General features: G+C 72.0%; 23 protein-coding genes. 14 read left to right on the top strand and 9 right to left on the bottom strand.

The genetic code is table 11. From position 1 onward, the window contains the following. Positions 1-106 precede the first annotated feature (106 nt). The 8 genes from SMIR_RS31295 to SMIR_RS31260 all read left to right on the top strand — a co-directional run bounded on the left by SMIR_RS31295 (position 107) and on the right by SMIR_RS31260 (position 8556). Positions 107-1156: a BMP family ABC transporter substrate-binding protein gene (locus SMIR_RS31295; protein WP_168500929.1), complete on the top strand. Its 1050-nt coding sequence runs from the start codon at positions 107-109 to the stop codon at positions 1154-1156. Beyond that, a complete protein-coding gene (locus SMIR_RS31290) occupies positions 1137-2663 on the top strand; it encodes an ABC transporter ATP-binding protein (RefSeq protein WP_168490191.1) in 1527 nt (508 codons plus the stop codon). The genes SMIR_RS31295 and SMIR_RS31290 overlap by 20 nt, the downstream gene beginning before the upstream one ends. Before the next feature lies 1 nt (position 2664). After that, positions 2665-3699 (top strand): ABC transporter permease, encoded by a 1035-nt coding sequence (locus SMIR_RS31285; RefSeq protein WP_168490192.1) that lies wholly within the window; start codon positions 2665-2667, stop codon positions 3697-3699. Next, positions 3699-4565 (top strand): ABC transporter permease, encoded by an 867-nt coding sequence (locus SMIR_RS31280; protein ID WP_168490193.1) that lies wholly within the window; start codon positions 3699-3701, stop codon positions 4563-4565. The genes SMIR_RS31285 and SMIR_RS31280 overlap by 1 nt, the downstream gene beginning before the upstream one ends. Next, positions 4562-5320 (top strand): nucleoside phosphorylase, encoded by a 759-nt coding sequence (locus tag SMIR_RS31275; RefSeq protein ID WP_168490194.1) that lies wholly within the window; start codon positions 4562-4564, stop codon positions 5318-5320. Before SMIR_RS31280 ends, SMIR_RS31275 begins: the two co-directional genes overlap by 4 nt. Beyond that, entirely contained in the window at positions 5317-6618 is a 1302-nt protein-coding gene (locus SMIR_RS31270; RefSeq protein WP_168490195.1) for an amidohydrolase, read from the top strand. The genes SMIR_RS31275 and SMIR_RS31270 overlap by 4 nt, the downstream gene beginning before the upstream one ends. A 100-nt stretch (positions 6619-6718) precedes the next feature. Continuing rightward, positions 6719-7390, top strand: a complete 672-nt coding sequence (locus tag SMIR_RS31265; protein ID WP_054231141.1) for a FadR/GntR family transcriptional regulator — start codon at positions 6719-6721, stop codon at positions 7388-7390. 170 nt (positions 7391-7560) lie between these two features. Then, a complete protein-coding gene (locus SMIR_RS31260) occupies positions 7561-8556 on the top strand; it encodes a PAC2 family protein (protein ID WP_168490196.1) in 996 nt (331 codons plus the stop codon). A gap of 112 nt (positions 8557-8668) precedes the next feature. Here SMIR_RS31260 and SMIR_RS31255 read toward each other — a convergent pair whose 3' ends face one another. Then, positions 8669-9643 (bottom strand): SMP-30/gluconolactonase/LRE family protein, encoded by a 975-nt coding sequence (locus tag SMIR_RS31255; protein WP_212727665.1) that lies wholly within the window; start codon positions 9641-9643, stop codon positions 8669-8671. 285 nt (positions 9644-9928) lie between these two features. Between SMIR_RS31255 and SMIR_RS31250 the strand changes: the two genes are divergently transcribed. Both SMIR_RS31250 and SMIR_RS31245 read left to right on the top strand, forming a co-directional pair. Beyond that, positions 9929-11686, top strand: coding sequence for a S8 family peptidase (locus tag SMIR_RS31250; RefSeq protein WP_168490198.1), 1758 nt, complete (start codon positions 9929-9931; stop codon positions 11684-11686). A gap of 60 nt (positions 11687-11746) precedes the next feature. After that, positions 11747-12292, top strand: coding sequence for a hypothetical protein (locus tag SMIR_RS31245; RefSeq protein ID WP_212727664.1), 546 nt, complete (start codon positions 11747-11749; stop codon positions 12290-12292). Between the two features lie 71 nt (positions 12293-12363). On the opposite strand, the gene mshC is transcribed toward SMIR_RS31245, so the two are convergent. From mshC to SMIR_RS31225, 4 genes are all read right to left on the bottom strand, one after another. After that, positions 12364-13593, bottom strand: a complete 1230-nt coding sequence (gene mshC, locus SMIR_RS31240; RefSeq protein ID WP_168490200.1) for a cysteine--1-D-myo-inosityl 2-amino-2-deoxy-alpha-D-glucopyranoside ligase — start codon at positions 13591-13593, stop codon at positions 12364-12366. A 471-nt stretch (positions 13594-14064) separates the two neighbouring features. Further along, positions 14065-14892, bottom strand: a complete 828-nt coding sequence (locus SMIR_RS31235; protein WP_168490201.1) for an Rv2133c family protein — start codon at positions 14890-14892, stop codon at positions 14065-14067. Then, the gene (locus SMIR_RS31230) at positions 14856-15446 is read right to left on the bottom strand and encodes an Rv2134c family protein (protein WP_101406078.1); all 591 of its coding nucleotides are present in this window, start codon (positions 15444-15446) and stop codon (positions 14856-14858) included. Before SMIR_RS31230 ends, SMIR_RS31235 begins: the two co-directional genes overlap by 37 nt. A 121-nt stretch (positions 15447-15567) precedes the next feature. Next, positions 15568-16254, bottom strand: coding sequence for a histidine phosphatase family protein (locus SMIR_RS31225; RefSeq protein ID WP_168490202.1), 687 nt, complete (start codon positions 16252-16254; stop codon positions 15568-15570). Positions 16255-16352: 98 nt separating this feature from the next. On the opposite strand from SMIR_RS31225, the gene corA reads away from it, so the two are divergent. Beyond that, positions 16353-17351: a magnesium/cobalt transporter CorA gene (gene corA, locus SMIR_RS31220; RefSeq protein ID WP_168490203.1), complete on the top strand. Its 999-nt coding sequence runs from the start codon at positions 16353-16355 to the stop codon at positions 17349-17351. Between the two features lie 48 nt (positions 17352-17399). Here corA and SMIR_RS31215 read toward each other — a convergent pair whose 3' ends face one another. Then, positions 17400-18188, bottom strand: coding sequence for a ferritin-like domain-containing protein (locus SMIR_RS31215; protein ID WP_168490204.1), 789 nt, complete (start codon positions 18186-18188; stop codon positions 17400-17402). Positions 18189-18423: 235 nt separating this feature from the next. Beyond that, positions 18424-19479 (bottom strand): LLM class F420-dependent oxidoreductase, encoded by a 1056-nt coding sequence (locus SMIR_RS31210; RefSeq protein WP_168490205.1) that lies wholly within the window; start codon positions 19477-19479, stop codon positions 18424-18426. A gap of 150 nt (positions 19480-19629) precedes the next feature. Here SMIR_RS31210 and SMIR_RS31205 point away from each other — a divergent pair, with 150 nt between their 5' ends. Both SMIR_RS31205 and SMIR_RS31200 read left to right on the top strand, forming a co-directional pair. Beyond that, positions 19630-20613, top strand: coding sequence for an aldo/keto reductase (locus tag SMIR_RS31205; protein WP_095855547.1), 984 nt, complete (start codon positions 19630-19632; stop codon positions 20611-20613). Further along, a complete protein-coding gene (locus SMIR_RS31200) occupies positions 20610-22874 on the top strand; it encodes a helix-hairpin-helix domain-containing protein (RefSeq protein WP_212727663.1) in 2265 nt (754 codons plus the stop codon). The genes SMIR_RS31205 and SMIR_RS31200 overlap by 4 nt, the downstream gene beginning before the upstream one ends. Before the next feature lie 132 nt (positions 22875-23006). Here the strand turns inward: SMIR_RS31200 and SMIR_RS31195 are convergent, their stop codons facing one another. Continuing rightward, positions 23007-23714 carry a hypothetical protein gene (locus SMIR_RS31195; RefSeq protein ID WP_168490207.1) on the bottom strand — a complete coding sequence of 236 codons (708 nt, stop codon included), beginning with the start codon at positions 23712-23714 and terminating at the stop codon, positions 23007-23009. A gap of 47 nt (positions 23715-23761) precedes the next feature. On the opposite strand from SMIR_RS31195, the gene SMIR_RS31190 reads away from it, so the two are divergent. Next, entirely contained in the window at positions 23762-23950 is a 189-nt protein-coding gene (locus SMIR_RS31190; protein WP_054231126.1) for a DUF5703 family protein, read from the top strand. A 139-nt stretch (positions 23951-24089) separates the two neighbouring features. Here SMIR_RS31190 and SMIR_RS31185 read toward each other — a convergent pair whose 3' ends face one another. After that, positions 24090-24947 (bottom strand): chaplin family protein, encoded by an 858-nt coding sequence (locus tag SMIR_RS31185; RefSeq protein ID WP_212727662.1) that lies wholly within the window; start codon positions 24945-24947, stop codon positions 24090-24092. Positions 24948-25046: the final 99 nt, after the last annotated feature.

The following is a 25046-nucleotide window of genomic DNA, read 5'->3' as shown; positions in this document are numbered from 1 at the left end:
CCCGCCGTTCATCCCGAGCTCCACCCCCCTCACCGCTCCGCCCTCTTCGCGCTGCCGCCCCAGCGTGCCCCGCCGCACCCACTGGAAGGTCATCCCCATGTCCCCCGTGTCCCGCAGAAGTCGCCGCCCTCTCCAGTTCGCCGCCCTCGCGGCGGGCACCGCGCTCCTCGCCACCGCCTGCAACGCCGCCGCCAAGGACAGTTCCTCCGAAGGCGCCAAGAGCGGCGGCAAGTCCTTCACTCTGGTCACTCCCGACGCCGTCGGGCAGAACGAGTTCCTGAAGCTCGCGGTCGACGGGGTGAAGGCCGCGGCCAAGGGGCTCGACGGGACGCAGAAGGTCTACGAGTCCTCCGACACCGCCTCGCAGCAGCAGAACGTGCAGGCCGCGGTGGAAGCCAAGCCCGACGTCATCGTGCTGGTCGGCTTCGAGTTCGCCGACCTGGTCGCGCAGCAGGCCAAGGCCCACACCGACCAGCAGTTCCTGATGATCGACGCGTGCACGACGAAGACGTTCAAGAACGTCGGTTGCGCGGTCTTCCGCGAGCACGAGGGCGTGTACCTCGCGGGCGCGGAGGCCGGACTGCTCAGCAAGAGCGGCAAGGTCGGCGCGGTGGACGTCCTCGACACGCCCCAGTTCCGGCGCTACAGCGACCCGTTCGCGGCCGGCGCCAAGAAGGTGGCCGCCAAGACGTCCACTTCGACGCGCTTCGTCGGCGGCCAGTCCCCGTTCGACGACTCGGCGCGCGCGAAGGAGCAGGCGAACTCGCTCCTGTCCAAGGGCACCGACCAGATCATGGCGGCGGCCGCGGCCGGCAACTACGGCGTCTTCGAGGCCGCGAAGGCCAAGGGCGCGTTCGCGTACGGCGTCGACGTCAACCAGTGCGTCTCCTCGCCCGGCACGGTCGTCGACAATGTGATCAAGCGCACGGACGTCGCCGTGGAGAAGGGCATCGACCAGGTCCTCGGCGGCAAGGCGGGCACGACCGTGTCGTACGGCCTGAAGGAGGGCGGCATCAGCCTGACCGGTCTTGAGGCCGGCGTCGACTCCTCCAAGTGCGTCATCGCCCAGCACAAGGACGTCCTGACGAAGGTCAAGGCGCTGCGCGACCAGATCGTCGCCGGGGAGCTGAAGGTCGATGACCCCGCAGCGAGCTGACGCCGAGGTCGCCGTCGAACTCCGGGGAATCACCAAGCGGTTCCCCGGCACGCTCGCCAACGACGCCGTCGACCTGACCGTCGGGCGCGGTGAGATCCACGCGCTCATGGGCGAGAACGGCGCGGGCAAGTCCACGCTCATGTCGGTCCTGTACGGCATGGAGCGGCCGGATGCCGGTGAGATACGGATCGACGGTCGTACGGTGACCTTCGCGGACCCCGGTGCCGCCATGGCCGCCGGGCTCGGCATGGTCCACCAGAGCTTCAAGCTGTTCGACTCTCTGACGGTCGCCGAGAACGTCGTCTTCGCGGCCGAGCCGCGCCGCTTCGGTCTGGTCGACCGGGCGGCGGCCAGACGCCGGGTGCGCGAACTCGCCGCGGAGCACGGCCTCGCCGTCGATCCGGACGCCCGGGTCGGCGACCTGCCGGTCGGACTGCGCCAGCGCGTGGAGATCCTGAAGCTGTTGCACCGCGGCGCCCGTACGCTCATCCTCGACGAGCCGACCGCGGTGCTCACCCCCGCGGAGGCCGACGCCCTGTTCGCGGTACTCAAGTCGCTGACCGCGCAGGGCCGCACGGTGATCCTTGTCACGCACAAGCTGCGTGAGGTCCTCGAAGGCAGCGACAACGTCACGGTGCTGCGCGACGGACGCGTCGTCGCCCGGCTGCGCACCGCCGAGACGACCGCCGACGAGATCGCCGCCGCGATGACGGGCCGCGCGGTCGAGCTGGACCGCGTGCACGCCCCGGGCACCCCGGGCGACGTGGTGCTGGACGTGGAGGATGTCACCACGGACGCGGTGCGCGAGGTCCGGCTCACCGTCCGCGCGGGCGAGATCGTCGGCATCGCGGGCGTCGCGGGCAACGGCCAGAGCGAGCTGATCGAGGCGCTGGCCGGACTGCGGCGGATCACGGCCGGGCGGGTCACCCTGCGGGGCCGGGACATCACGCACGCCTCCGCGACCGAACGGCGGGCGCGAGGCCTCGCCCACGTACCCGAGGACCGGCACGCGGTGGGTACGGCGCCCGCCGCGTCCGTCGCGGACAACCTCGCGATGGGCCACCACCGTACGTCCCTCTCGTCCCGCGGGCTGTTGCCGCCCGCGGCCGTACGCGCCCACGCGCGGCGGCTCGTCGAGCGCTTCGGCATCAAGGCGGCCACGCCTGAGGTGCCCGCTTCCGCGCTGTCCGGCGGCAACCTCCAGAAGCTGCTGATCGGCCGTGAACTCGACCACGAGGCACCGCTGTTGCTGGTGGAGCAGCCGACGCGCGGGGTCGACATCGGCGCCATCCAGAACATCCACGACGAGCTGATCGCCTACCGCGACGCGGGCCACGCCGTCCTGCTGGTCTCGGCCGAGCTCAGCGAGATCCGCGGGCTCGCGGACCGGGTGCTGGTGATGTACGAGGGCCGCGTGACGGCGACGTACCCGAAGGACGAGGCGGACGAACGGACGCTGGGGCTGGCGATGGCCGGCGGCGCGGCTCCGGTGGAGGTCGGAGACTGACATGAACCGAATAACGGGAGCCCTCCGCTCCCCCGTCACCTTCTCCGTCCTCGCCGGCGTCATCATCGGCGCCCTCTTCCTCGTGGGCACCGGCGCCGATCCCTTCACCGCGTACGGTGCCGTCCTGAGCGGCTCTCTCGGCGCCGACGGCATCGGATCGACCTTGACCACCGTCACCAGCGTCCTCGGCCTGGCCCTGGCGCTGGCGATCCCGCTGCGCGCCGGGCTCATCAACCTCGGCGGGGACGGCCAACTGGTGCTCGGCGGGATGGCCGCGGCCGTCACCGGGCTGTACGCGCCACTGCCCGCACCGCTCACCGTCGTCCTCGCGCTCCTCGCGGGCATGGCGGCGGGCGGCGGGTATGCCGCCCTGGCCGCCCTGTGCGAGAACCACTTCGGGGTTCCGCTCCTGGTGAGCAGCCTGCTGCTCAGCTATCCGGCGTCGTCGCTCGCCTCCTACCTGGCCCGCTATCCGCTCAAGGAGCCCGGCTCCAGCCTCCCGCAGACGCGGCAACTGCTGGACGGGGTCGCGCTGCCGGCCTTCGGCTCGTCGACCGTGACGGTCGGGCTGCTGCTGGTCGCGCTGGCGGCGGCCGCGTACTGGTTCACCGACCGGCGCACGGCCATCGGCTACGAGATCCGGATGACCGGACTCAACTCCCGTTTCGCCGCGTACGCGGGCGTCGACCGCAGGGGGCTGACGCTGCGGCTGATGGCCACCTCGGGCGCGCTGGCCGGGCTGGTCGGCGCGATCGGCGTACTGAGCTTCCCGTACCGCTTCCTCGACGGGGCTCTCACCGCCCCCGGCTACACCTGGACGGGCCTGACCGCCGCGCTGCTGGCGGGCGCGGCCCCGCTGGGCACGGTGCTGGCGTCGTTCTTCTTCGCCGTGCTCCAGGTCGGCGGGCTCTCGATGGAGCGCACGACCGAGGTGCCGCGTGAACTGACGCAGGTGCTGCAGGCCATCGTCATCGTGTTCCTGGCGGCCCGGCTGCGCTTCCCGCGCGGCCGGCTCCGGAAGAAGGCTGCTGTCTGATGTTCTTCGACTCCGATCTCCTCATGTCGGCGTTGCGCGCGCTCACCCCCATCCTGCTGGCCGCGCTCGGCGGCGCGCTCTGCGAACGGGCGGGCGTGTTCAACATCGGCCTCGAAGGCATGATGCTGATGGGCTGCTTCACGGCCGTGACCACGAGCTGGTTCACCGGCAGCCCCTGGCTCGGCGTCCTCGCGGCCGCGCTCGCCGCCGCCGCGTACTCCCTGATCCTCGCCGTCGGCGCGGTGACCCTGCGCGGGGACGCGGTGGTTCTGGGCATCGCCATGAACCTCCTCTCCGTCGGCCTGACCAGCTTCCTGCTGCGTACGGTCTTCGGTGTGCAGGGCACCTTTGACGATCCGTCACTGGCCGGACTGCCGTTGATCGGTGGCTTCTCGCCACTCGCCTATCTGGCCTGGGCCGCGGTCGCGGTGGCCACGCTGATGCTCTCGCGGCACGTGTGGGGACTGCGCCTGCGCGGGGTCGGCGAGGCACCTCAGGCCGCGGCGACCCTCGGTGTCAGCCCGGCCAAGTACCAGTACGCGGCCGTACTCGTCTCGGGTGTCCTGTGCGGGCTCGCGGGGGCCCAACTCGCCCTCGGCAACGTCACGTTGTTCTCCGAGAACATGACGGCGGGGCGCGGCTGGATCGCCGTCGTCGCGGTCATGCTCGGCCGCGCCCTGCCTCTCGGCGTCCTGCTCGCCGCGCTGCTCTTCGGCCTCGCCGAGGCCGCCGGCTTCCGTCTGCAGGGCCTCGGCCTGCCCCAGCAGGCGACCGACGCCGCGCCGTACGTCGTCACGCTCGGCGCCCTCTTCCTCACGACGGCCCGCCGCCGTCGCCGTACCACCCCCGCTGGAGCCGTCTCATGACCCAGGACCTGCTGCCCATCACCCGGATACCCCGCACCGGTCTGCCGCCGTCCGCCGTGGTCGTCGGCGACCCGGCGCGCGCCGCGGCCGTCGCCGCCCTGCTCGACGGCGTCGAGGAGGTCTCCTACCACCGTGAGTACCGTGTGTTCAGCGGCAGTTGGAAGGGTCTGCCGGTCACCGTAGCCTCGCACGGAGTCGGCGCGCCGGGCGCGATCCTGCTCTTCCAGGAGCTGGCCGACGCGGGCGTCACGACCTTCCTGCGGTTCGGCACGGCCGGGGCGATGCGCCCGGGCATCGGGGACGGGGATCTCGTCATCGCGGAGGCGGCCGTACGGGACGACGGGGTGACCCAGCAGCTGCTGCCGCCGGAGTACCCGGCGGTATCGTCCCCCGAGGCGGTGTTCGCGCTCCAGCGCGCGGCCCGCGCCGCGGACGCCCCGCACCACCGGGGTCTCGTGTGGACCCGGGCGGCCTTCCAGCCGGGCCTGATCCCGCTGACCGCCTACGACAACGCGGGCCTCGCGGCGATCGAGATGGAGCTGTCCGCGCTGCTGGTCACCGCGTCGCTGCGCGGTCTCGTCGCGGGCGGCGTGCTCGTGATCGACGGCGCGAACGCGGACGAGCTGGTCGACGAGGAGAACACCGGCGGCTACAACCCGCACCGCGACGTCGTCGCGACGGGCGTGGAGCGCGGTGCGGTGGTCGCGTTGGAAGCACTGCGTCTGCTGGCGGAAGACAGGGCGTGCGCCGCATGAGCGAGCACGCCGATCTGCTGGTCCACGGCGGGGACGTCCTCACCGTCGACGAGGCGGGCACCTTCGTACGCTCAGGCGCGGTCGCGGTCCGCGACGGCGAGATCCGTGAAGTCGGCGCCGCCGAGGAGCTGTGCACGCGGTACGAGGCCGCCGAGACCCTCGACGCGACGGGCTGTCTCGTCCTGCCCGGCCTCGTCAACACCCACACACACCTGGCGATGACGCTGCTGCGCGGCCGCGCCGACGACGTCACGCTCCAGGGCTTCCTGGAGCGGGTGCTGCGCTGGGAAGCGGAGTTGCTGTCACCGAAGAACGTCGCCGCGGGGGTGCGGGCCGCGATCGCCGAGAGCGTACGGGCGGGGGTCACTTCGGCACTCGACATGTACTGGTTCCACGAGGCGGCCGAGCGGGTCGCCCGGGAGGCGGGCTGGCGGCTGCACACCGGGCCGACCTTCATGGACGTACCGGAGCCGGCGGACGGCATCGCGTACGAGGACCGGATGGCGTGGGCCCGCCGTGACCTGGCCGATCGCGCGATGGCTCGGCCCGGCACCCGACCCGTCCTGTTCGCGCACTCGACCTACGCGCTCTCGCCCGATCAGCTCACCGGCATCGCCGCGCTGGCACAGGAGTTCGGCGCGCTGCTGCACATCCACGCGGCGGAGAACGCGACCGAGGTCGCCACCGTCGAGGTCCGCCACGGCGGTCGGCCCGTGGAACTGCTCGACTCACTCGGGCTGCTCGGACCCGATCTGCTGATCGCGCACGCCGTGGATCTGACGGGACCCGAGATCGCGGCCCTGGCCCGCACCGGCACCTCCGTCGCGCACTGTCCGGTCTCCAATCTGAAACTCGGCTGCGGCATCGCTCCGGTGCCGCGCCTGCTGAGCGCGGGTGTGACGGTCGGGCTCGGCACGGACGGAGCGGTCAGCTCGAACACGCTGGACATGCTGGGGGCGGTGCGGCAGGCGGCGCTGGTCCACAAGGCGGCCGGCGATCCCACGGCCGTGGGCGCCGAACAGGCGGTCCGGATGGCGACCCTCGAGGGTGCCCGCGCGCTGGGCCTCGGCGACCACCTGGGCTCCCTGGAGCCGGGCAAGCGCGCCGACCTGATCGTCCTCGACCTGAACGCGCCCCATGTGCGGCCGGTGCACAACCCGTGGTCCACGCTCGCCTACGCCGCGCACTCGGCGGACGTGAGGGACACCGTCGTCGACGGCAGGATCCTGATGCGGGACCGCGTGCTCACGACGCTCGACGAGGCCGCCGCCCTCGCCGATCTGGAGGCTCTCGCCTGATCCGACCGTGGATTGTGTGTCCGTTCGGCCTGGTGACCCCACATAATGGCCCAAGACATCGGATGACTCAGCGACATCCGGAGTGACAGGGAGGTCGGCCATGGCAGTCACCGATGAGGCGATCGAGAAGATCAAGGGCATGATCGTCTCCGGCACGCTGCGCCCCGGCGACCGGCTTCCCAAGGAGAGCGAGCTCGCCGCCGACCTCGGCCTGTCCCGGAACTCCCTGCGGGAGGCGGTGCGCGCGCTCTCGCTGATCCGCATCCTGGACGTACGGCAGGGCGACGGCACGTACGTCACCAGCCTGGACCCCCAGCTCCTCCTGGAGGCGCTGAGCTTCGTCGTCGACTTCCACCGGGACGACACGGTGCTCGAGTTCCTCGCCGTGCGCCGGATCCTGGAGCCCGCCGCGACGGCGATGGCAGCCTCGAGGATCAGCGAGCAGCAACTGCACGCCCTGACCTCCCAGCTGGACGCGCTGGGCGCCGCCCCCTCGGTGGAGGAGCTCGTCGCCTGCGACCTGGAGTTCCACCGGGGCATCGTGCAGAGTTCCGGGAACTCGGTCCTGTGCTCGCTGCTGGACGGCCTCTCGGGACCGACCACCCGGGCCCGGATCTGGCGCGGCCTCACCCAGGAGGACGCGGTCAGCCGCACCCTGCACGAGCACCGGGCGATCCTGTCCGCCCTGCGGGACCGCGACGCGGAGGCGGCCCGCTCGTGGGCGACGGTGCACATCGCGAGCGTGGAGCAGTGGCTGCGCAGCACCCTGTAGAAACAGCTCGGATGACTCGGGGCTGGTTCATGACGGCGATCACGAGTGTTTCCGGCCCTTCGGTGGGGCAGTGATCCGTTCACTCCCCCGTGCAAGGGGGCTGCGGAGGCCCCCTGGGCACGCCGTAAGGTTGGGGCGTACGTAAGGGGCACGTCGGAAGGAGGCGCTGGGTGATCGAGCTCGAGGGGGTTCCCGAGCTGATCGACCCGGTCATGGTGGCCGCGTTCGAGGGCTGGAACGACGCCGGCGACGCCGCCTCCACCGCGGTCGCGCATCTGGACAGGGAGTGGAAGGGCGAGGTGTTCGCGGCGCTGGACGCCGAGGACTACTACGACTTCCAGGTGAACCGCCCCACGGTGTGGCTGGACGGCGGGGTCCGCAAGATCACCTGGCCGACCACGCGCCTGTCGGTGGTCCGGGTCGGCGGCGAGAAGCCGCGCGACCTCGTGCTGGTCCGCGGGATCGAGCCGTCGATGCGGTGGCGCTCGTTCTGCAACGAGCTGCTCGGCTTCGCACACGAGCTGGGTGTGGAGCTGGTGGTGATCCTGGGCGCACTGCTCGGTGACACCCCGCACACGCGTCCGGTACCGGTGAGCGGGGTCACCTCCGACCCGGACCTGGCCCGCACGATGGACCTGGAGGAGACCAAGTACGAGGGCCCCACAGGCATTGTCGGCATCCTCCAGGAGGCGTGCACACACGCGGGCGTACCGGCGGTGTCGCTGTGGGCGGCCGTACCGCACTATGTGTCGCAGCCGCCGAACCCGAAGGCGACGCTGGCCCTCCTCAACCGTCTGGAGGACCTGATCGACCTGCGGATCCCGCTGGGCGAGCTGGCCGAGGACGCGCGGGCCTGGCAGCTGGGCGTGGACCAGCTGGCCGCCGAGGACAGCGAGGTCGCCGAGTACGTGCAGACGCTGGAGGAGGCCCGGGACACCGCGGAGCTGCCGGAGGCGTCGGGCGAGGCGATCGCACGCGAGTTCGAGCGCTATCTGCGGCGGCGGGACGGCGGCGGTCCGGCGGGCCCGGCCCCCGGCGGACACGCCACGGCCGACGGCAGCGACAGCTCCTCGTATCTGCGGGACAACCCCGGCGGTCGTCCGAAGCCCCCGAAGTCCCCGCGGCCGGAGACCGGCACCGAGGACGAGGACTCCCCGGAGGACTGAGCGGACCGATCGGACGGATCCGTCCGGGCGGGCGGAAGCCGGGCTGACGGAAGGGGCGGTGCGCACCTGGCGCACCGCCCCTCCGCGTTCCGTACCCCGAGGTCTCCTCGCGTCAGCGTTCGACGGCGATCACGTCGTACGGGGTGTCCGGCGTCGGGGTGGTCGTGAAGCGGGCGTTGGGCAGGTACAGGCGGTCCCCGTACGCGGCCACGGTGGTCGGCACGTCGAGGTCCGGGTCGGTGAGGCGGCGTTGGAAGACGCCGCTGCGCCCGTCGGGCGAGAGCCGGAAGACGTCGATCGCGTTCTGCATGTTCTGCACCGCGTACAGCGTCCGGCCGGTGAGCAGCAGCCCGTCGCCGTTGACGAGGGGCGCCGCGTCGCCGAGGTCGACGAGCCGGGTGACTCCGGTCCTCGGGTCGACCCGGTGCAGGCCGCCGACCCCGGTCTGCACGACGAGCAGGGCGGCACCGTCCGGGGTCCGTGTGATCCCGTTGGCATTGATCGTGGCGCCGGGCACCTGGCTCCAATCGCCGCTCAGGGGGAGCCGTACGACGTCGGCCGCGTCCGGCAGGGCGCCGCCCGGGCCGAGCGGCAGCGCGTACAGCGTGGGCTGGTAGGAGTCCGTGAACCAGACCGCGCGGGGGGTCAGGACCACGTCGTTGACGAAGGTCTCGGGCTCCGTGGCGAGGACGTACGACGCGAGTTCGGCGCCGGTACGGACGTCCACCACGCGGGCGCCCGTGCCGACCACGGCGATGAACAGCCGCCCCCTGCCGTCGAGTTTGAGCCCGGCCGCCGCCGTACCCGGCCCCGGGGCGATGGTCCGGCCCTGTCCGGTGCGCAGATCGGCGCGGTAGACCGAACCGTCGGCGATGGATCCGAGGTAGGCGTACGGACCGCCGCCGATGGTGATGCCCTCCGGGCGGATGCCGTTCGGCAGATGTATGACGGTGGGTAACGACTTCTCCGCTGCCCAGGCCGGGCCGGTCGAGGACCCGGCGAGCACGGTGCCGACGGTCGCGGCACCGGCGGTGAGCAGTCTTCGGCGGCTGAGACGGTCTTCGAACGAACGGTGCGTGGATGTCACGGTGCGTCCTTCCGGGCGGGACCGGAAGTTGACCGGTCCGGCGATCAACTGTCCCTGCCACCCCACCACATGACACCTGACTCCGCAGCCTTTGGCCTGTTTGCTGCGTGACATCTGTTTCAGGACGGATTGCACAGGTTTCCCAATTCAACTTGTTTTCAAACCGAGTTGGCGAAACCGGGGTGGACGAGACGCCGTGGGCGTGCCAGGTTGTGCCCCGAAGGCGCGGCCCGGGGACGGGACACGGCAGCACCCGCAGGACCGAACCGAGAGGAGCGGTACGCGATGACCGACCAGGTACAGCCGACGCAGGGCCCGGGAACGGCCGGGCCGGGACCCGACGGAGCGGGGTTCACCTACCGGGGAGCCGAGCAGGAGCTGATCGTCGTCGCACGCCCCGAGGCCCGGCTGCTCGCCGGCGCCGAGGGCGTCCGCTCGGCGGCGGGCTCGGACGTGGCGGCCCTCAACATGTTCCTCAGCGACGAACAGCTCGCCCTGGAGCCGCTGTTCGGCGGCGAGGAGCGACTGCGGCAGTCCGAGCCGGCGGACGGCGGGGGCGGAAGCGACCTCGCGCTCTTCTACCGGGTGCGCGGCGTCGAGAGCCGCGCCCAGGAGCTTCGTTCACGGATCGCCGCGCTGCCGGAGATCGACACGGCGTACGTGAAGCCCGGCGCCGTCCCCGCCTCGGTGGGGTCGGCCGGGCGGACCGCACAGGGCTCGGCGGGCCCGGACGACGGCCGCCGGACGAAGGAAGGGGCGCCGGTCACCCCGGACTTCACCAGCCGCCAGGGCTATCTGCGGCCGGCGCCCGAGGGCATCGACGCCCACTGGGCCTGGCAGCGGCCGGGCGGTACGGGCCAGGGCGTGACGGTGATCGATGTGGAGGGGGCGTGGCAGCTGGGCCACGAGGACCTGTCCGCGAAGCTCGCGGGCGTGGTCGTCGGCACCCCGCTGACGGACCTCGCCTGGCGCAACCACGGCACCGCCGTCATCGGGGTGATCGGCGGCGACCGCGACGAGCGCGGGATCACCGGCATCGCGCCGGACGCGGTGACCGCGGCCGCGTCCTTCCAGGGCATGGGCACGGCGGCCGCGATCCACGCGGCGGCCGAACGGCTGGGTCCCGGTGACATCATCCTGGTCGAACTGCACGCCCCAGGGCCGCGGTTCGACTTCGAGGAGCGCGACGACCAGCAGGGTTACATCGCGATCGAGTGGTGGCCCGACAACTTCGCGGCCATCCGGTACGCGACCGCCAAGGGGGTGCTCGTCGTGGCGGCCGCGGGCAACGGCGCCGAGTCGCTCGACGACGCGGTGTACGAGCGGCGCCCCGCCGAGTTCCCCGCGTGGTGGCGCAACCCCTTCAACCCCGCCAACCCGTCCTCCGGCGCGGTGCTGGTCGGCGCGGGCGCACCGCCGCCCGGCACGCACGGCCGCGACCACGGCCCGGACCGCTCCCGCCTCGCCTTCTCCAACTACGGGGCGCGGGTGGACGCACAGGGCTGGGGGCGCGAGGTCACGACCACCGGCGGCTTCTGGGACCGGCCCGGCGATCTGCAGGGCGGTGCCGAGGAGATCGGCTGGTACACGGACACGTTCTCCGGGACCTCCTCCGCCTCCCCGGTGGTGGTCGGCGCCCTGGCCGCGCTGCAGGGCATGCTCAAGGCGGCGGCCCAGGAACCGATGTCCCCGGAGCGTGCCCGCGCGGTGCTGCGGGCCACCGGCTCCCCGCAGCAGGACGCGCCGGGCCGACCCGCCTCCCAGCGGATCGGCAACCGGCCGGACATCAAGGCGGCGGTCACCCGTCTGCTGCCGGAGGCGGTCGGCTCGGGCCAGGCCGAACGGTACTGGGACGAGCTGCTGCCGTACCCGCGCGAACTCCCGCCCAGGCTCCGGCTGTTCGTGGCCGGTGACTGGCGCAACCTCAACAACCCCTCCCCCGAGATCCGTCAGGCGGTGCACTCCGCCTTCGCGGGCGGACGGCCCGACGTACGTGTCTGGTTCTCGGAGGACGAGATCGTCGGCCTGGTGGTCACGGGCTGACGTATCCGAGGGCGTAGCCGCAAGTCAACCATTCGATGATTCACGGAAGGTGGCACCCGTATGAGCACCACCCCGCAGATGAGTCAGCAGCAAGGGCACCAGCAGGGCATCCAGCTGGGGCAGCAGGGACCGAGCACGGCACCGCCCCAGCAGTTCGGACAGCAGCAGCCCATGGCGTTCGGACCGCAGATGCAGCAGCCGTTCGGACAGCTGCAGAACCCGCAGCAGCAGAACCCGCAGCAGCAGAACCCGCAGCAGCACATCCCGCTGCAGCAGATTCCGCAGCACCTCCAGCAGCAGCTCCAGCAGATGGGGCAGCAGCAGCCGTTCCAGCAGCTGCTCCAGCAGCTCGGCGGGCAGCAGCAACAGCAGCAGGCGCAGGTCCTGACGAGCGGGATCGCCCAGCACTTCTGGGACGTGGTCACCCCGCTCCCCGGCCAGCCGTCGATCCTCTACCTGTTCATCGACAACGCCTGGCGCCCCCTGGTGAACCCCAACCAGGTCACCCACGACGAGGTCCAGCAGGCCTTCGCCTACGGGCAGCAGGTCATCGGCGTCTACGACGCCAACAGCAACGCCGTGCAGGCCGTCATCGTGAACAAGTGACGCTCTGAGAACGAAGAACGAAGGGGCGCCGGGCGGTACGACCGCCCGGCGCCCCACACGTACGAGAGGAACTACAGGGCCACGCCCAGGAGGGCGTCCACGGCGCGCGAGACGACGCCGGGGGCGCCCTCGTCCGTACCGCCCGTCTCACGCTGGAGCGCCGCCCAGCGGTCGACCGCGGCGAGCGCGGCCGGTGCGTCCAGGTCGTTCGCGAGGGCCTCGCGGATCTCCTCGACCAGTGCCTCGGCGGACGGCCCGTCGGGACGCGACACCGCCGCCCGCCAGTTCTCCAGACGGGCGACCGCGTCCGCGAGGACGTTGTCCGTCCACTCCCAGTCGGCGCGGTAGTGGTGCGCGAGGAGGGCGAGGCGGATGGCGGCCGGGTCGACGCCGTCGCGCCGGAGCTTCGACACGAAGACGAGGTTGCCCCTGGACTTCGACATCTTCTCGCCGTCGAGGGCGACCATGCCGGCGTGCACGTACGCCTTGGCCATCGGGAACTCGCCGGTGAGCACCTGGGCGTGCGAGGCGCCCATCTCGTGGTGCGGGAAGGCGAGGTCGGAGCCGCCGCCCTGAACGTCGAAGCCCATCCCGAGGTGGTCGAGGGCGATGGCGACGCACTCGATGTGCCAGCCGGGCCGGCCGCGGCCGAGCGAACCCCCGTCCCAGCTGGGCTCCCCCTCCCGCGCCGCCATCCAGAGCATCGGGTCGAGCGGGTTCTTCTTGCCCGGACGGTCCGGGTCGCCGCCCCGCTCGGCGGAGAGCAGGCGCATGGCGGCGGCGTCCAGGTTGGACACCTTGCCGAAGTTGGGGTCGGACTCGACGGAGAAGTAGACGTCCCCTTCGAGCTCGTACGCCGCGCCCGCGTCCCGCAGCCGCTCGACGAGCGGCACGATGCCGGGTATCGCCTCGACGGCGCCTATGTAGTGCCGCGGCGGCAGCATCCGCAGGGCGGTCATGTCCTCACGGAAGAGGGCGGTCTCCTTCTCGGCGAGTCCTACCCAGTCGACGCCGTCGCGCTCCGCCCGCTCCAGGAGCGGGTCGTCGACGTCGGTCACGTTCTGGACGTAGTGAACCTGCCGCTTGGTGTCGAGCCACACGCGCTGAACGAGGTCGAACGCGTTGTAGGTCGCCGCGTGACCCATGTGGGTCGCGTCGTACGGCGTGATGCCGCAGACGTAGATACGGGCGACGGGACCGGGGTCGAGTGTGACGAGGCCGCCGGTCGCGGTGTCGTGGATCTGGAGGTCGCGGCCCTCACCAGGCAGGGCGGGGACCTCAGAAGCGGGCCAGGCATGCATGTCATGAGCCTAACCGGACGGAACTTCCGTATACGAACCGGACCAGCCCTGATGACGCGGAAGGCCCTCTTGCGCAACGCCCGACGGTGTGCGTCACCGGGTCCTACGGGGGTGAGGCCGCCGTACGACGGCACAACCCACCGCCCAGGGCCACCCACCGAGACGGGCGCGCGCCGCCGCCGACGGTCCGCCCCCTCACATGCGCCGTGAGCGCGAGCCGCCGGGCCCGAGCCCCGCCCCACGCATCTGTGCGCCGCCAGAGCCGGCTACGCGCGAGGCAGCGGGTCTCGCGGCCACCGGCCGCGGCTACGGGCGCGCACCACCCAAACCGGCGCCCCACGCCCCACACGTGCGCCACACCACACCCACGACTGCCGCCCCCTGCGACGCGGACACCGCGAGCTCGGCCCGGTCGGCGTACCCGGTGTACCCGGTGCGAGGTGAGCCCGGCCCTCGGACGGTCGAGGGTGTCTACACCGGTGGCCAGGGGATCGCCGGCCACTCCCCGCTCGGCTCCGGGTGTTTCCCCGAGGCGAGCATCGCCTCGACACGCGCGCGTGTGGCGTCGATCTCGGCGGTGGTGATGAGTTCGGCCAACCGGGTGGCGAGCGGCGCGCCCGGCGCCAGGCCGTCCCGCAGGGCGGTGAGGACCTCGACCGCCTCCGGCGTCAGCAACTCCCCCGCCCAGCCCCACAGCAGCGTGCGCAGCTTGTTCTCGGCGTTGAAGGTGACCCCGTGGTCGATGCCGTACAACCGCCCCTCACCGGCGGGCAGCAGATGCCCGCCCTTGCGGTCGGCGTTGTTGATCACGGCGTCGAGCACGGCGAGCCGTCGCAGCCGGACGTCGTCGGCGTGCACGAGCAGCGCCGTCTCCCCCTCGCCGACCTCGGCGAAGCCGATCGCCTTCCAGCCCGCCTCGGGCTCCTCGGCCTCCACCAGGGCCAGCAGCCCGTCCCCGTCGGCCTCGGGCAGGGCCTCGATCCACAGCTGGCACATGCCCTCGCCGTAGGGCCCGTCGCGCAGCACGGTGGTGGGTACCAGACCCCAGCCCGTGGCCTCGGAGACCTCGTACGCGGCCACCTCACGCTGGGCGAGGGTCCCGTCGGGGAAGTCCCACAGGGGCCGCTCCCCGGCGACCGGTTTGTAGACGCAGAACGCGTCCCGGCCCTCGTACGAAACGGAGCAGTACAGCACCGCGTTCGAGGCCTCACGGATCCGTCCGCGCACTTTCAGCTCGCCCAGGGCGAGCAGCTCGGCCGTGGTCACGCTCCGCGGCGGTATCCGTTCTGGCGCGGACATACGTGTCCTTCCGGGTCGAGCGGGAGGCTGCACAGCGGGCAGGGCGGCCGGCCCGCGTTCACGACGTCGAGGGCGCGCTTGGCGAAGGCCCTGGCCTGCGCGCCGGTGAGCCGGACGCGGAGCATCGGCGGACCGTTCTCCTCGTCCTGAAGCAACCTTTCCTCGGCCTCGGCGAGGTCCTCGTCGGTGTCGGCGTCGAGTTCCACGAGGGCCTGCGCCTCGACGATCATGCGCTGTTCGTCACCGTCCCAGGCCAGCGCCATCGTGCCGACCCGGAACTCCTCCTCCACCGGGGTGTCGAGAGGAGCGGTGTCGGACACCTCGGTGGGGGCCACGGCCGGGACGGGTGCGCTGCCGCCGGTGCGCCGTACGACCTCGTCGAGGAGCTCGTCCATGCGTTCGGCGAGCGCCGCGACCTGGGTCTTCTCCAGGGCGACGCTGGTCACCCGGGGGCCTGAGGAGGCCTGTAGGAAGAAGGTACGGCGCCCGGGCAACCCGACCGTACCGGCCACGAAACGGTCCGGGGGGTCGTAGAGGAACACCTGACGGGACACGTCCTGTCTCCATTGGAATCGGCATGTGGGCCGGCTGACTGCCTGGGCCCTCATCGGCTGCTGACAACTTGCTGACAACTACTGCGCTGCTTCGACCGCTTCACCCTACTGCGGCCGACGATCACGGTGCGCCCGCACCGCCCCCGACCGGGGCGTCGCCGCTGGGGGGCTCCTCGCGCGGCGCCAGGGAGGCGAGGTCGCCGGTGTCCCCGAGGCGCACAAGGAAAGGACGCAGTCGTGTGTAACGGATCGCGGTGATGGAACACGGTTCTACAGAGATCCGCTGGAAGAGGTCGAGATGAAGTCCGAGTGCGTCCGCGACGAGGGACTTGATGATGTCGCCGTGCGAGCACATGACGTAGACCGCGTCGCCGCCGTGGTCGCGCTCCACGCGCGCGTTCCACTCGCGCACCGCTTCGGCCGCCCGCGTCTGCATGGCCCGCATCGATTCTCCGCCGGGGAACGCGGCCGCGGACGGATGCGCCTGTACGACCTCCATCAGCGGCTCGTCCCTCAGCTCGGCGAGCTTGCGGCCGGACCAGTCGCCGTAGTGCGCCTCACCGATCCGCTCGTCGGTGTGCAAGCGCAGCTCGGGGCGGGCGTCGAGCAGCGGCTGCACGGTCTCCTGGCAGCGCTGCAGGGGGCTGGTGACGACTTCGGAGATGGGCAGCGCGGCGAGCCGGCCGGGCAGCGCCGCGGCCTGCTGGGCGCCACGCTCGTCGAGGGCGACGCCGGGCGTCCAGCCGGCGAGCAGCCCAGCGGTGTTGGCGGTCGAACGTCCGTGCCGTACGAGAATCAGGGTGGGCATGCGGCCCAGCGTAAACGGGTGACTCGGGGACCCGGAGGGGCCTGTGGACAACGGCGGCCGGAGTGCGGTGGCGGCCGGGCGACGGGAGAATACCCTCCGTGATCGTCGACTGCGCCATTTACCACCACGGGCGCCGGACGGAGGGCCCCGAGGACCTCTCCGACGCCCTGGATCTGGCACGCGCCGAGGGCGACGCGTTCATCTGGATCGGGCTGTACGAGCCGACGGAGCAGGAGTTCGACCTCGTCACCGAGGAGTTCAGGCTGCACCCGCTGGCGGTCGAGGACGCCCTCAAGGCGCATCAGCGGCCCAAGCTGGAGATGTTCGACGATTCGCTGTTCGTGGTCCTGAAGCCGGTCGCGTACGAGGCGGAGAGCGATGTCGTCACCACCGGCGAGGTGATGGTGTTCATCGGGGACGCGTTCGTGGTGACCGTCCGGCACGGGGAGTGCTCGCCTCTCGCGCAGGTGCGCCGCCGGCTGGAGGAGGACCCCGAGATGCTGCGGCACGGGCCGACGGCGGTGCTCTACTCGATCGCCGACGCGACGGTCGACCACTACCTGGAGGTGGCGACCGAGCTCCAGACGGACCTGGAGAAGCTGGAGGCGGAGGTCTTCTCGCCGAGCGGCGGCGGTTCACGGCACACCGCGTCCAAGATCTACACGTTCAAGCGGCAGATCCTGGAGTTCCGGCGGGCGACGGGCCCGTTGACCGTTCCGTTGACCCGGCTCTCGGGCTCGGGCACCGCCGGCGCCCGGGTGCCGTTCGTGGACGAGAAGGCGCAGCCCTTCTTCCGTGACGTCAACGACCATCTGGCCCGTGTGAACGAGTCGGTGGAGAGCCTGGACCGGCTGGTCTCGGACATCCTCTCGGCGCATCTCGCGCAGATGAGCGTGCGCCAGAACGACGACATGCGGAAGATCTCGGCGTGGGCGGCCATGGCCGCGGTCCCCACGATGATCGCCGGCATCTACGGCATGAACTTCGACCACATGCCCGAGCTGCACTGGCTCTGGTCGTACCCGGCGGTGATCCTGGCGATGGCGGCGCTGGAATTCCTGCTGTACCACCTCTTCAAGCGGCGGGGCTGGCTGTGACCGGCGTGCGGCCAGGTGCGCGACGCACGGAGGGTTCGCGGCCGCGGGTCACGCCACCTCCGGTGCGGGCGTCGCGGGGCCGCCCAGGGCATCGCGGTGTTCCGGCATCTTCAGGGAGACCATGCGGCGCCAGCCCGCGGCGCGCTCGTAGGCGTAGACGGTGTGGATGGCCGCGGCGAGGGTCGCCGCCCTGACCCTCGACCAGCCGAGGATGCGTCCCATGTGGGCCATCACGGCGAGACTGACGTCCCGATAGACGCGGATCTCGGCGAGCGCGCACGCGCGCAGCGTCCGTTGGATGGCGCGGCCGTGTCCGTCGGACGCGAGGCGGAGCAGCTCCTCGTGGCAGTAGGCGAGGTGCCTGTCCTCGTCCTGGGAGATCATCCGGACCGCGCGACCGATGTCGGGATGGTCGGCGAAGTACCTGCGCAGCAGCTTCATCTGCTCGGAGGCACGCTGTTCGGTGACCCTGCTGTGGGCGAGGTAGGTGACGATGTCTCGTACGGTGAGTGGCTGTTCGCTCTTCAGCTTGTCGTGGGCGAGGCCGATTCCGTGCCGTTCCAGGAGCATCGTGTAGTCGGTGTCGGCCGGGACCTCGACCGGTGCCAGGCCGCGCTTGGTCATCAGGGCGTGGAAGATCCGCCCGTGCTTGTCCTCATCGGCTCCGTGCCGGGTGATCTTCGGGGCGAGTTCGCGTGCGCTCTGCGGGACGAGGGCGGCGATGCGGGCGTTCTCCCAGCCACCCTGCGACTCCCCGCTGGCGGCTATGGAGCAGAAGAGCCGGAACGACGCGTCGTTGTCGAGGATCTCCTGGAACAGACTCTTGGCCGAAAGCATCGATGACACCTTTCTGCAGGGTCCGCAGAAAACGAGTCAAATGGGATGCCGGGGGCCCGGCAACCGATGTGTCGGACAAATGCGCCGAACGAAGGATGACGGGCCGGGCTCCGGCGCGTAACCCAGGGCACGCCCGCGCGTTGTTCTCCGTGACGGCCGTGGCGGGGAAGACCCCCCGAGCCCCCACCACGGCCGCAGAACTTCTTCCGTCCCTCCGGGGAGGGGTTCCGGCGCGTTACGCCAGAGCGGCCCGCTCCAGCGCGTCCGAACCGGCGCGGAGCGAGGCGATCCGGTCCTCCAGCGTGAAGCCGGCGGGCGACAGCGTGAGGGTGGTGACGCCCGCCGCCGCGTAGGCCTTCATCCGGTCGGCGATGCGGTCCACGGAGCCGAGCAGGGTGGTCTGGTCGATCAGCGCGTGCGGAACGGCGGCGGCCGCGCCCTCCTTGTCGCCGGACAGGTACTTGTCCTGGATCTCGGCGGCCTCCTTCTCGTACCCCATGCGCTGGGCGAGCTGGTTGTAGAAGTTCTGCTTGCGGCTGCCCATGCCGCCGACGTACAGCGCGGTGTAGGGGCGGAACATGTCGGCGAGCGCCGTCACGTCCTTGTCGGCGCCGACGGCGAGCGGCAGCGTCGGACAGACGTCGAAGCCCTCCATGGTCTTGCCGGCCTTCTCGCGGCCCGCGCGCAGGTGGCGGAGCGCGGTGTCCTCGAGGTGCTCGGCCGAGGGGAAGATCAGCAGGGCGCCGTCGGCGATCTCGCCGGTCTGCTCCAGGTTCTTCGGGCCGATCGCGGCGATGTACAGCGGGATGTGCTCACGCTGCGGGTGCACCGTCAGCTTGATCGGCTTGCCCGGACCGTCCGGCAGCGGCAGCGTCCAGTGCTCGCCCTCGTACGACAGCCGCTCGCGGGTCATCGCCTTGCGTACGATCTCGACGTACTCGCGGGTGCGGGCCAGCGGCTTGTCGAACTTGACGCCGTACCAGCCCTCGGAGACCTGCGGCCCGGAGACACCGAGGCCGAGGCGGAAGCGCCCGCCGGAGAGCGAGTCGAGCGTCGCGGCGGTCATCGCGGTCATCGCGGGCTGACGGGCCGGGATCTGGAAGATCGCCGAACCGACGTCGATGCGCTCGGTCTTGGCGGCGACCCAGGTGAGCACGGTGGCCGCGTCCGAGCCGTAGGCCTCGGCGGCCCAGCACACCGCGTATCCCAGTCGGTCGGCCTCCTGGGCGACGGCGAGATTGTCCGCGTCCATTCCGCCGCCCCAGTAGCCGAGGTTGATCCCGAGCTGCATGGCCGATCCCCTTACCGATCAGTAACGTCCCTTGTGCCGGAGACCCTAGCGCGCTGGTGGGCGCGGCGGCAGGAACGGGTTCAGGTCTGATCATCCAGGTTGTCCACAGGGCCCCCACGAGGCGAGTTCTGGCCAGTAATCTCGGCGTCCATGGAGCAGAGGCATCTCGGCCGTACCGGCCTGCGTGTGTCCCGGATCGGACTCGGCACCCTCACGTGGGGGCGGGATACCGACGAGCACGACGCCGCGGAGCTGTTGAAGGTGTTCTGGGAAGCGGGCGGGAACCTCGTCGACACCGCGGATGTGTACGGGGACGGGGAGTCGGAGTATCTGCTCGGACAGCTCATAGAAGGGCTCGTGCCGCGTCGCGACCTGGTCATTTCCACGAAGGCGGGCAGTGTGCCCGACCCGGACCGGCGGTTCGACGGCTCGCGCGGGCATCTTCTGTCGGCACTCGACGCCTCACTTCAGCGCCTCGGCACGGACTACGTGGATCTGTGGCACGTCCACGCCTTCGACCCGGACACCCCGCTGGACGAGACCCTCCAGGCGCTCGACCTCGCGGTCAGCAGCGGTCGCGCGCGGTACGCGGGGGTGTCCAACTTCTGCGGCTGGCAGCTCGCCAAGGCGGCGACCTGGCAGCTGGCGGCGCCCGGGACACGGACACGGATCGCGAGTACGCAGATGGAGTACTCCCTGCTCCAGCGCGGCGTGGAGCGGGAGGTGCTGCCCGCGGCGCTCGACCTGGGTGTGGGCCTGCTGCCGTCCTCCCCGCTCGGGCGGGGTGTGCTCACCGGGAAGTACCGCGGCGGCACACCGTCGGACTCCCGGGGCGGCTCGGAGCACCTCGCGCCGTTCGTCGCGCCGTACCTGGACGACACGGCGAGCGGCATCGTGGACGCGGTGACGACGGCGGCGGACGGCCTCGCGGTCACGCCGTTGCAGGTCGCCCTCGCGTGGGTCCGCGACCGGCCAGGTGTCGCCGCCCCGATCGTCGGCGCGCGCAACGCGCAGCAGCTCACGGCCGCGTTGTCAGTGGAGACCCTTAGTCTTCCTGACGAGATCTGCCGGGCGCTCGACGATGTGTCGGCACCGGTGCACCACTATCCCGATCACGACTGGAGCACGCTGTGAGCACGGAGCCCGAGACCACGGAGGAAGTGGAGCCGGGGACGCCGGGCGCGGGAGCGACCGCCGACCCGCCGTCCGCGGACACGGACGCGGGTACGGCCACGGACGTGAGCACGGACGCCGGCACCACGCTCTCCGAGGACGAGGAGACCACGGTCGAGGGCGGCGCGGAATCCGAAGGCGCGGCGGACGCCACAAAGCTGTCCGAGGCAGAGGCCGAGTTGGCGGCGCAGCGGCTGGAGCGGGAGCGGATCGAGCGGCGGAAGGCCGAGAAGCAGGGGCCGATCGCGGCCGGGGCCAAGCTCAGTGGGACGGCCGCCGATCTGCTCGCGGCGGTGCGGGCCGTGGAAAGCGGCGAGAAGCCCGTGGCCACCGCCTTCCGTGAGCCCGAGCCGACGCCGCGCAGAGCGGTCGCCCCGGAGCCCGTGCCGCGCCCCCAGCCGGTGGCCGCCCCGGCCGAGACCTCGGCGGCCCTCGCGCCGGAAGCCGTCGCCGCCGTACGCGCCGTACTGAGCGAGGGCGGCGCACCCGACACCCTCGCACCGGGGGCCCTCGCGGCCCTCGGCGAGGGCGCGGACGACCAGCTGCGCGAGGACCCCTGGCAGTTGCTGCGGGTCGCCGGGGTGCGGCCCGAGCAGGCCGACGGGTTCGCCCGCGCGCTGCTCGGCGCGGAGTGCCGCCCTGACGACGAGCGGCGCGGGCGGGCGGTCACCGTATGGCTCCTCGAGCAGGCGGCCCTCGCCGGGCACACCGCCCTCGACGCCCCGGCGCTCGCCGCCGCGCTCGCCCAGCGCGCGGTGCCGGATCCCGACGCGGCCGTGCAGAGCGCCCTCGCGGAGGGCGACGCACTGGTCTTCCAGGACGCCCTCGACACCGCGCCCCCGGCCCAGGAGGAGGGCGCCGAGGAGTCCGAGGAGCGGCCGGTCCGTGTCCTCATCGGCCTGGAGCGGTACGCGCTGGCCGAGGAGAGCCTCGCCGACGGACTGGCCCGGGTCATGAACTCCGTACCGAAGACGGACGGCTCCGCCGACGGGTGGGAGCGGGCCGCCGCGTCGGCCACCCGCTCCGCCGCGGAGCTGATCCGGGCGGTCGCGGGCCACGGCCTGGTCCTGCACACCGGCGGTCACGCGTCCCAGGCCGAGGCGGCGGCACTGCTGCACGCCGCGCGCGGTCTCGGCCTGCGCGGCTGGGCCGCCACCCACGCGCCGAGCGGCCGTGACGACTTCACGGCCCGTCCGGCGCGGTACGACCTTCCGGACGGCCCCTCGGACGGCGGCCCGTCGGGCGACGCCGGGGACGGGCCGGTCACCGGGGTCACCACCGTCGCGGGACTCCTCTCGGGCGCCGAGGGTCCGGGCCGGGACACGGACGGCGCCTTCGCCCTGGACCTCCTGGTCGTCCTGGACGCACCGCAGCTGGACGTCGAGACGGCGGCGATGCTCGCCGAATCGCTGCCGGACGGCGCGCGGCTGGTGCTGAGCGGGGACCCGGGGGTGCTGTGGTCGGCGGGTCCGGGGCGGGTCTTCGCCGATCTGCTCGCCGCCCGGGTGTGCCCGCAGGTGGCCTCGCGGACGCCGGATCCCGGCCCCGTCGGGGAGCTGGTCTCCGGGGTGGGCATCGGCGAGCTCAACCAGGTCGAGGCGCCCGGCAAGGAAGTCGTGATCGTCCCCGTGCGGGACGCCGGCGAGGCGGTGCACCGGACCGTGCAGCTGGTCGCGGACTCGGTGCCGCGCGCCATCGGCATTCCGGCCGAGCAGACGCAGGTGATCACCCCGGGGCACGGCGGCGCGGCCGGCACCCGCGCGCTGAACAGCGCGCTCAAGGAGCGGCTGAACCCGGGTCCCGGCCGCTTCGGGGGCTTCGACCCCGGGGACCGCGTCGCCCACTCCCCCGCTCCGGGCCGTACGGCGGTGGGGCACGTGGTGAAGGCCGACGCCGACGGGCTGCACCTGGAGTGCTCGGGTCTGCCCGTCGTCGTACCGAAGGAGCGGGTGGAGCAGTCCGTGCGGCACGGCTGGGCACTCACGGCGCACCAGGCGGTCGGTCTGCGCTGGCCCGCCGCGGTCGTGGTGCTCCCCGGTGACGCAGCGGCGGCCCTGACCAGGCCCTGGGTCTACACGGCCTTCGGCCGTGCCGAGCGCCATCTGTCCGTGGTCCACGGGGTGGAGCAGGCCCTGCAGCGGGCGGTGGCCGAGGTCCCGCAGAAGCCGCGCACCACGCGCCTGCCCGCCCTGCTCAAGGCACAGGTCCCGGCAGCGGGCTGAGCCGCCGCCCAGGGACACGGCTCCCGTACGTGGGAAGGTGGCGGCCACCGGGCTTCCGGTGACCGCCACCTTCCTGTGACGCGGTGCTCAGCTCTCCCCCGACGGGATGCTCGGGATCCTGTGCCGCGGCGCTCAGCGATCGGCGTCCAGCGGCTCGAGATCCCCGTCCTGGTCCAGCTCGGAGTCCGGGCCGAGGTCGTCCTCCAGGTCGTCGTCGTCCGACTCGTCGTCGAAGACCGCGCTGACGTCGAAGCGGCAGACCACACGCTGCGGGTCGATCGCCTCGAAGGGGGTCTCCAGCCACTCGCCGGGGTCGGCCGGTTCGTCGGCGGCCGTGACCCAGAGTGTGGAGTCGCCCTCCTCCAGACCGAACTCCTTGTGCCGGGAGGCGATCTCGTCCGGCTCGAACTCGCCGAACAGGACGCCGAGCGCCCCATGCACTGTGCCGGACGCCGCGTCGAAGCCCGCGGCCGCGGTGGCCCCGTCCTCCTCCACGGCCTCCACCCGCTGGGCCTGTGCCAGCAGTCGCTGCGGCTCCACCACCGCGTAGTCCCGGCGGATCACCACGCTCAGCGCGTTCGGCTCCTCGGGGCCCGTGTACGGAGGCAGCGTGTCGTCGCTGCCGGGGATCTCGAAGGGAGTGACCTCGTCGTATCGGTCGTAGAGCAGCTCGTCGTACTCCTCGGCCGCGGCGGCCAGCTCGTTGAACGCCTCGTATACGGCCGGGTCGTCATCGCCCGACCTGCGCTCGACCGCGGCCAGGTGGCGGTCGAGAGCGGTCTTGACAGCCTCGGCGGCGGCGCGTACCTCGGCAGCGGTGGGCTGCACAGCATCAGACATAGTGCAGACGCTATCCGTACAGGGCCTCTGCCCGCACAATAGATGCGATGCCGGAATACGAATTTGTCGACGTGTACGTGCCGCGCGGGGTTTCCCGCAAGGAGACGACACGCCTGCTGACGGACCATGCGGAGTACGGACACTGGGAGTTGGACCGCCTCAGCCTGCACCCCGACGGCAGCCGCAAGGTGCGGCTGCGCCGGCGGATCATCCGCCAGGTGCGTGCCACGTGGTGAGCGAAAGCGGCTGAAACGGAGCGGGCCCCGCCAGTGCGGGCCCGCTCCGGTCGCTTCGCCACAGGAGATGCCTGTGGCGAAGCGATCGCCCCTGCCCCGGCCCCCGTTCCAGGCCCGGGCTTCTCCCTGTCCTGCCGGTCTACGCGCCTGAGCGCGCCCGGCGGTAGAGCACGGCGCCCGCCAGCAGCGCGCCCGCGCCCGCCGGGATCACCGCGCCGATCGGCAGGTCACTGCCGGTGTGGGCGAGCTGCGCCGGGGCGCTGTGCGGCTGGGAGACGTGCTGCGTCCCCGGGTGGTTGGGGTGCGAGGTGGACGGCGAGCCCGGGGTTCCGGGGTGCCCGGGCGTACCGGGCTGTGCAGGCGTACCCGGGTGTCCGGGGTTCCCAGGCTGGCCGGGGTGTCCGGGCTGTCCCGGATGACCGGGCTGACACGGGTGACCAGGCTGACCCGGGTGACTGGGATGACCAGGGTGACCGGGGTGACCGGGGTGACCAGGCTGACCCGGGTGACCAGGCTGACCCGGGTGACCGCCGCCGGGCGGATAGTGGGTGTGGCCGCCGTGTCCGTTCGCGCAGTCGTTGCCCATCGCCGGGTTGCCGACTCCGACGACGTTCACGCTGTTGCCGCAGACGTTGACCGGCACGTCGATCGGCACCTGGACGTGGTTGCCGGAGCCTACGCCCGGCGAGCCACTCGCGTGCCCACCGGCGTGGGAGCCGCCGCCCGAGTGCGAACCACCACCGCCGTAGCCGCCGCCGTGGTTGACGCACTTGTTGCCCATCGCCGGGTTGAGCAACCCGACGACGTTCACGGTGTTTCCGCAGACGTTGACCGGCACGTGCACCGGTGCCTGCACCGTGTTGCCCGACAGCACGCCGGGCGAGTTGGAACTGGCGCCGCTCGCACCCGAGTCGGCGTGTGCGTAGCCTCCGGTCGCGGCGAGTACGCCGGTCGCGGCCGCCACGGTCATCAGGCCCTTGCGGGTGACCTGTCGCATAGCTGAATTCCCTGCCTTAGTCCTTGGCTTGGACCCTCCGGAAAGCGCACGCATCCGTCCCGTGCGTGCGCCGAAAGCCGGTCGGCCCCGGAGCGCATG

The sequence above is a fragment of the Streptomyces mirabilis genome (genome assembly GCF_018310535.1).
Lineage (GTDB): Bacteria > Actinomycetota > Actinomycetes > Streptomycetales > Streptomycetaceae > Streptomyces.
The sequence above is the reverse complement of the archived record's forward strand: the minus strand, read 5'-3'. Positions and strand labels throughout refer to the sequence as shown.

Coding starts and splice junctions, on each gene's coding strand:
- SMIR_RS31235 (WP_168490201.1), bottom strand. CDS start 14,892: ATGTCCGCGCCAGAACGGATACCGCCGCGGAGCGTGACCACGGCCGAG.
- SMIR_RS31290 (WP_168490191.1), top strand. CDS start 1,137: ATGACCCCGCAGCGAGCTGACGCCGAGGTCGCCGTCGAACTCCGGGGA.
- SMIR_RS31225 (WP_168490202.1), bottom strand. CDS start 16,254: ATGCCCACCCTGATTCTCGTACGGCACGGACGTTCGACCGCCAACACC.
- SMIR_RS31265 (WP_054231141.1), top strand. CDS start 6,719: ATGGCAGTCACCGATGAGGCGATCGAGAAGATCAAGGGCATGATCGTC.
- SMIR_RS31195 (WP_168490207.1), bottom strand. CDS start 23,714: ATGTCTGATGCTGTGCAGCCCACCGCTGCCGAGGTACGCGCCGCCGCC.
- SMIR_RS31275 (WP_168490194.1), top strand. CDS start 4,562: ATGACCCAGGACCTGCTGCCCATCACCCGGATACCCCGCACCGGTCTG.
- SMIR_RS31285 (WP_168490192.1), top strand. CDS start 2,665: ATGAACCGAATAACGGGAGCCCTCCGCTCCCCCGTCACCTTCTCCGTC.
- SMIR_RS31205 (WP_095855547.1), top strand. CDS start 19,630: ATGGAGCAGAGGCATCTCGGCCGTACCGGCCTGCGTGTGTCCCGGATC.
- SMIR_RS31215 (WP_168490204.1), bottom strand. CDS start 18,188: ATGCTTTCGGCCAAGAGTCTGTTCCAGGAGATCCTCGACAACGACGCG.
- SMIR_RS31270 (WP_168490195.1), top strand. CDS start 5,317: ATGAGCGAGCACGCCGATCTGCTGGTCCACGGCGGGGACGTCCTCACC.
- SMIR_RS31250 (WP_168490198.1), top strand. CDS start 9,929: ATGACCGACCAGGTACAGCCGACGCAGGGCCCGGGAACGGCCGGGCCG.
- SMIR_RS31245 (WP_212727664.1), top strand. CDS start 11,747: ATGAGCACCACCCCGCAGATGAGTCAGCAGCAAGGGCACCAGCAGGGC.
- SMIR_RS31280 (WP_168490193.1), top strand. CDS start 3,699: ATGTTCTTCGACTCCGATCTCCTCATGTCGGCGTTGCGCGCGCTCACC.
- SMIR_RS31185 (WP_212727662.1), bottom strand. CDS start 24,947: ATGCGACAGGTCACCCGCAAGGGCCTGATGACCGTGGCGGCCGCGACC.
- SMIR_RS31210 (WP_168490205.1), bottom strand. CDS start 19,479: ATGCAGCTCGGGATCAACCTCGGCTACTGGGGCGGCGGAATGGACGCG.
- SMIR_RS31190 (WP_054231126.1), top strand. CDS start 23,762: ATGCCGGAATACGAATTTGTCGACGTGTACGTGCCGCGCGGGGTTTCC.
- mshC (WP_168490200.1), bottom strand. CDS start 13,593: ATGCATGCCTGGCCCGCTTCTGAGGTCCCCGCCCTGCCTGGTGAGGGC.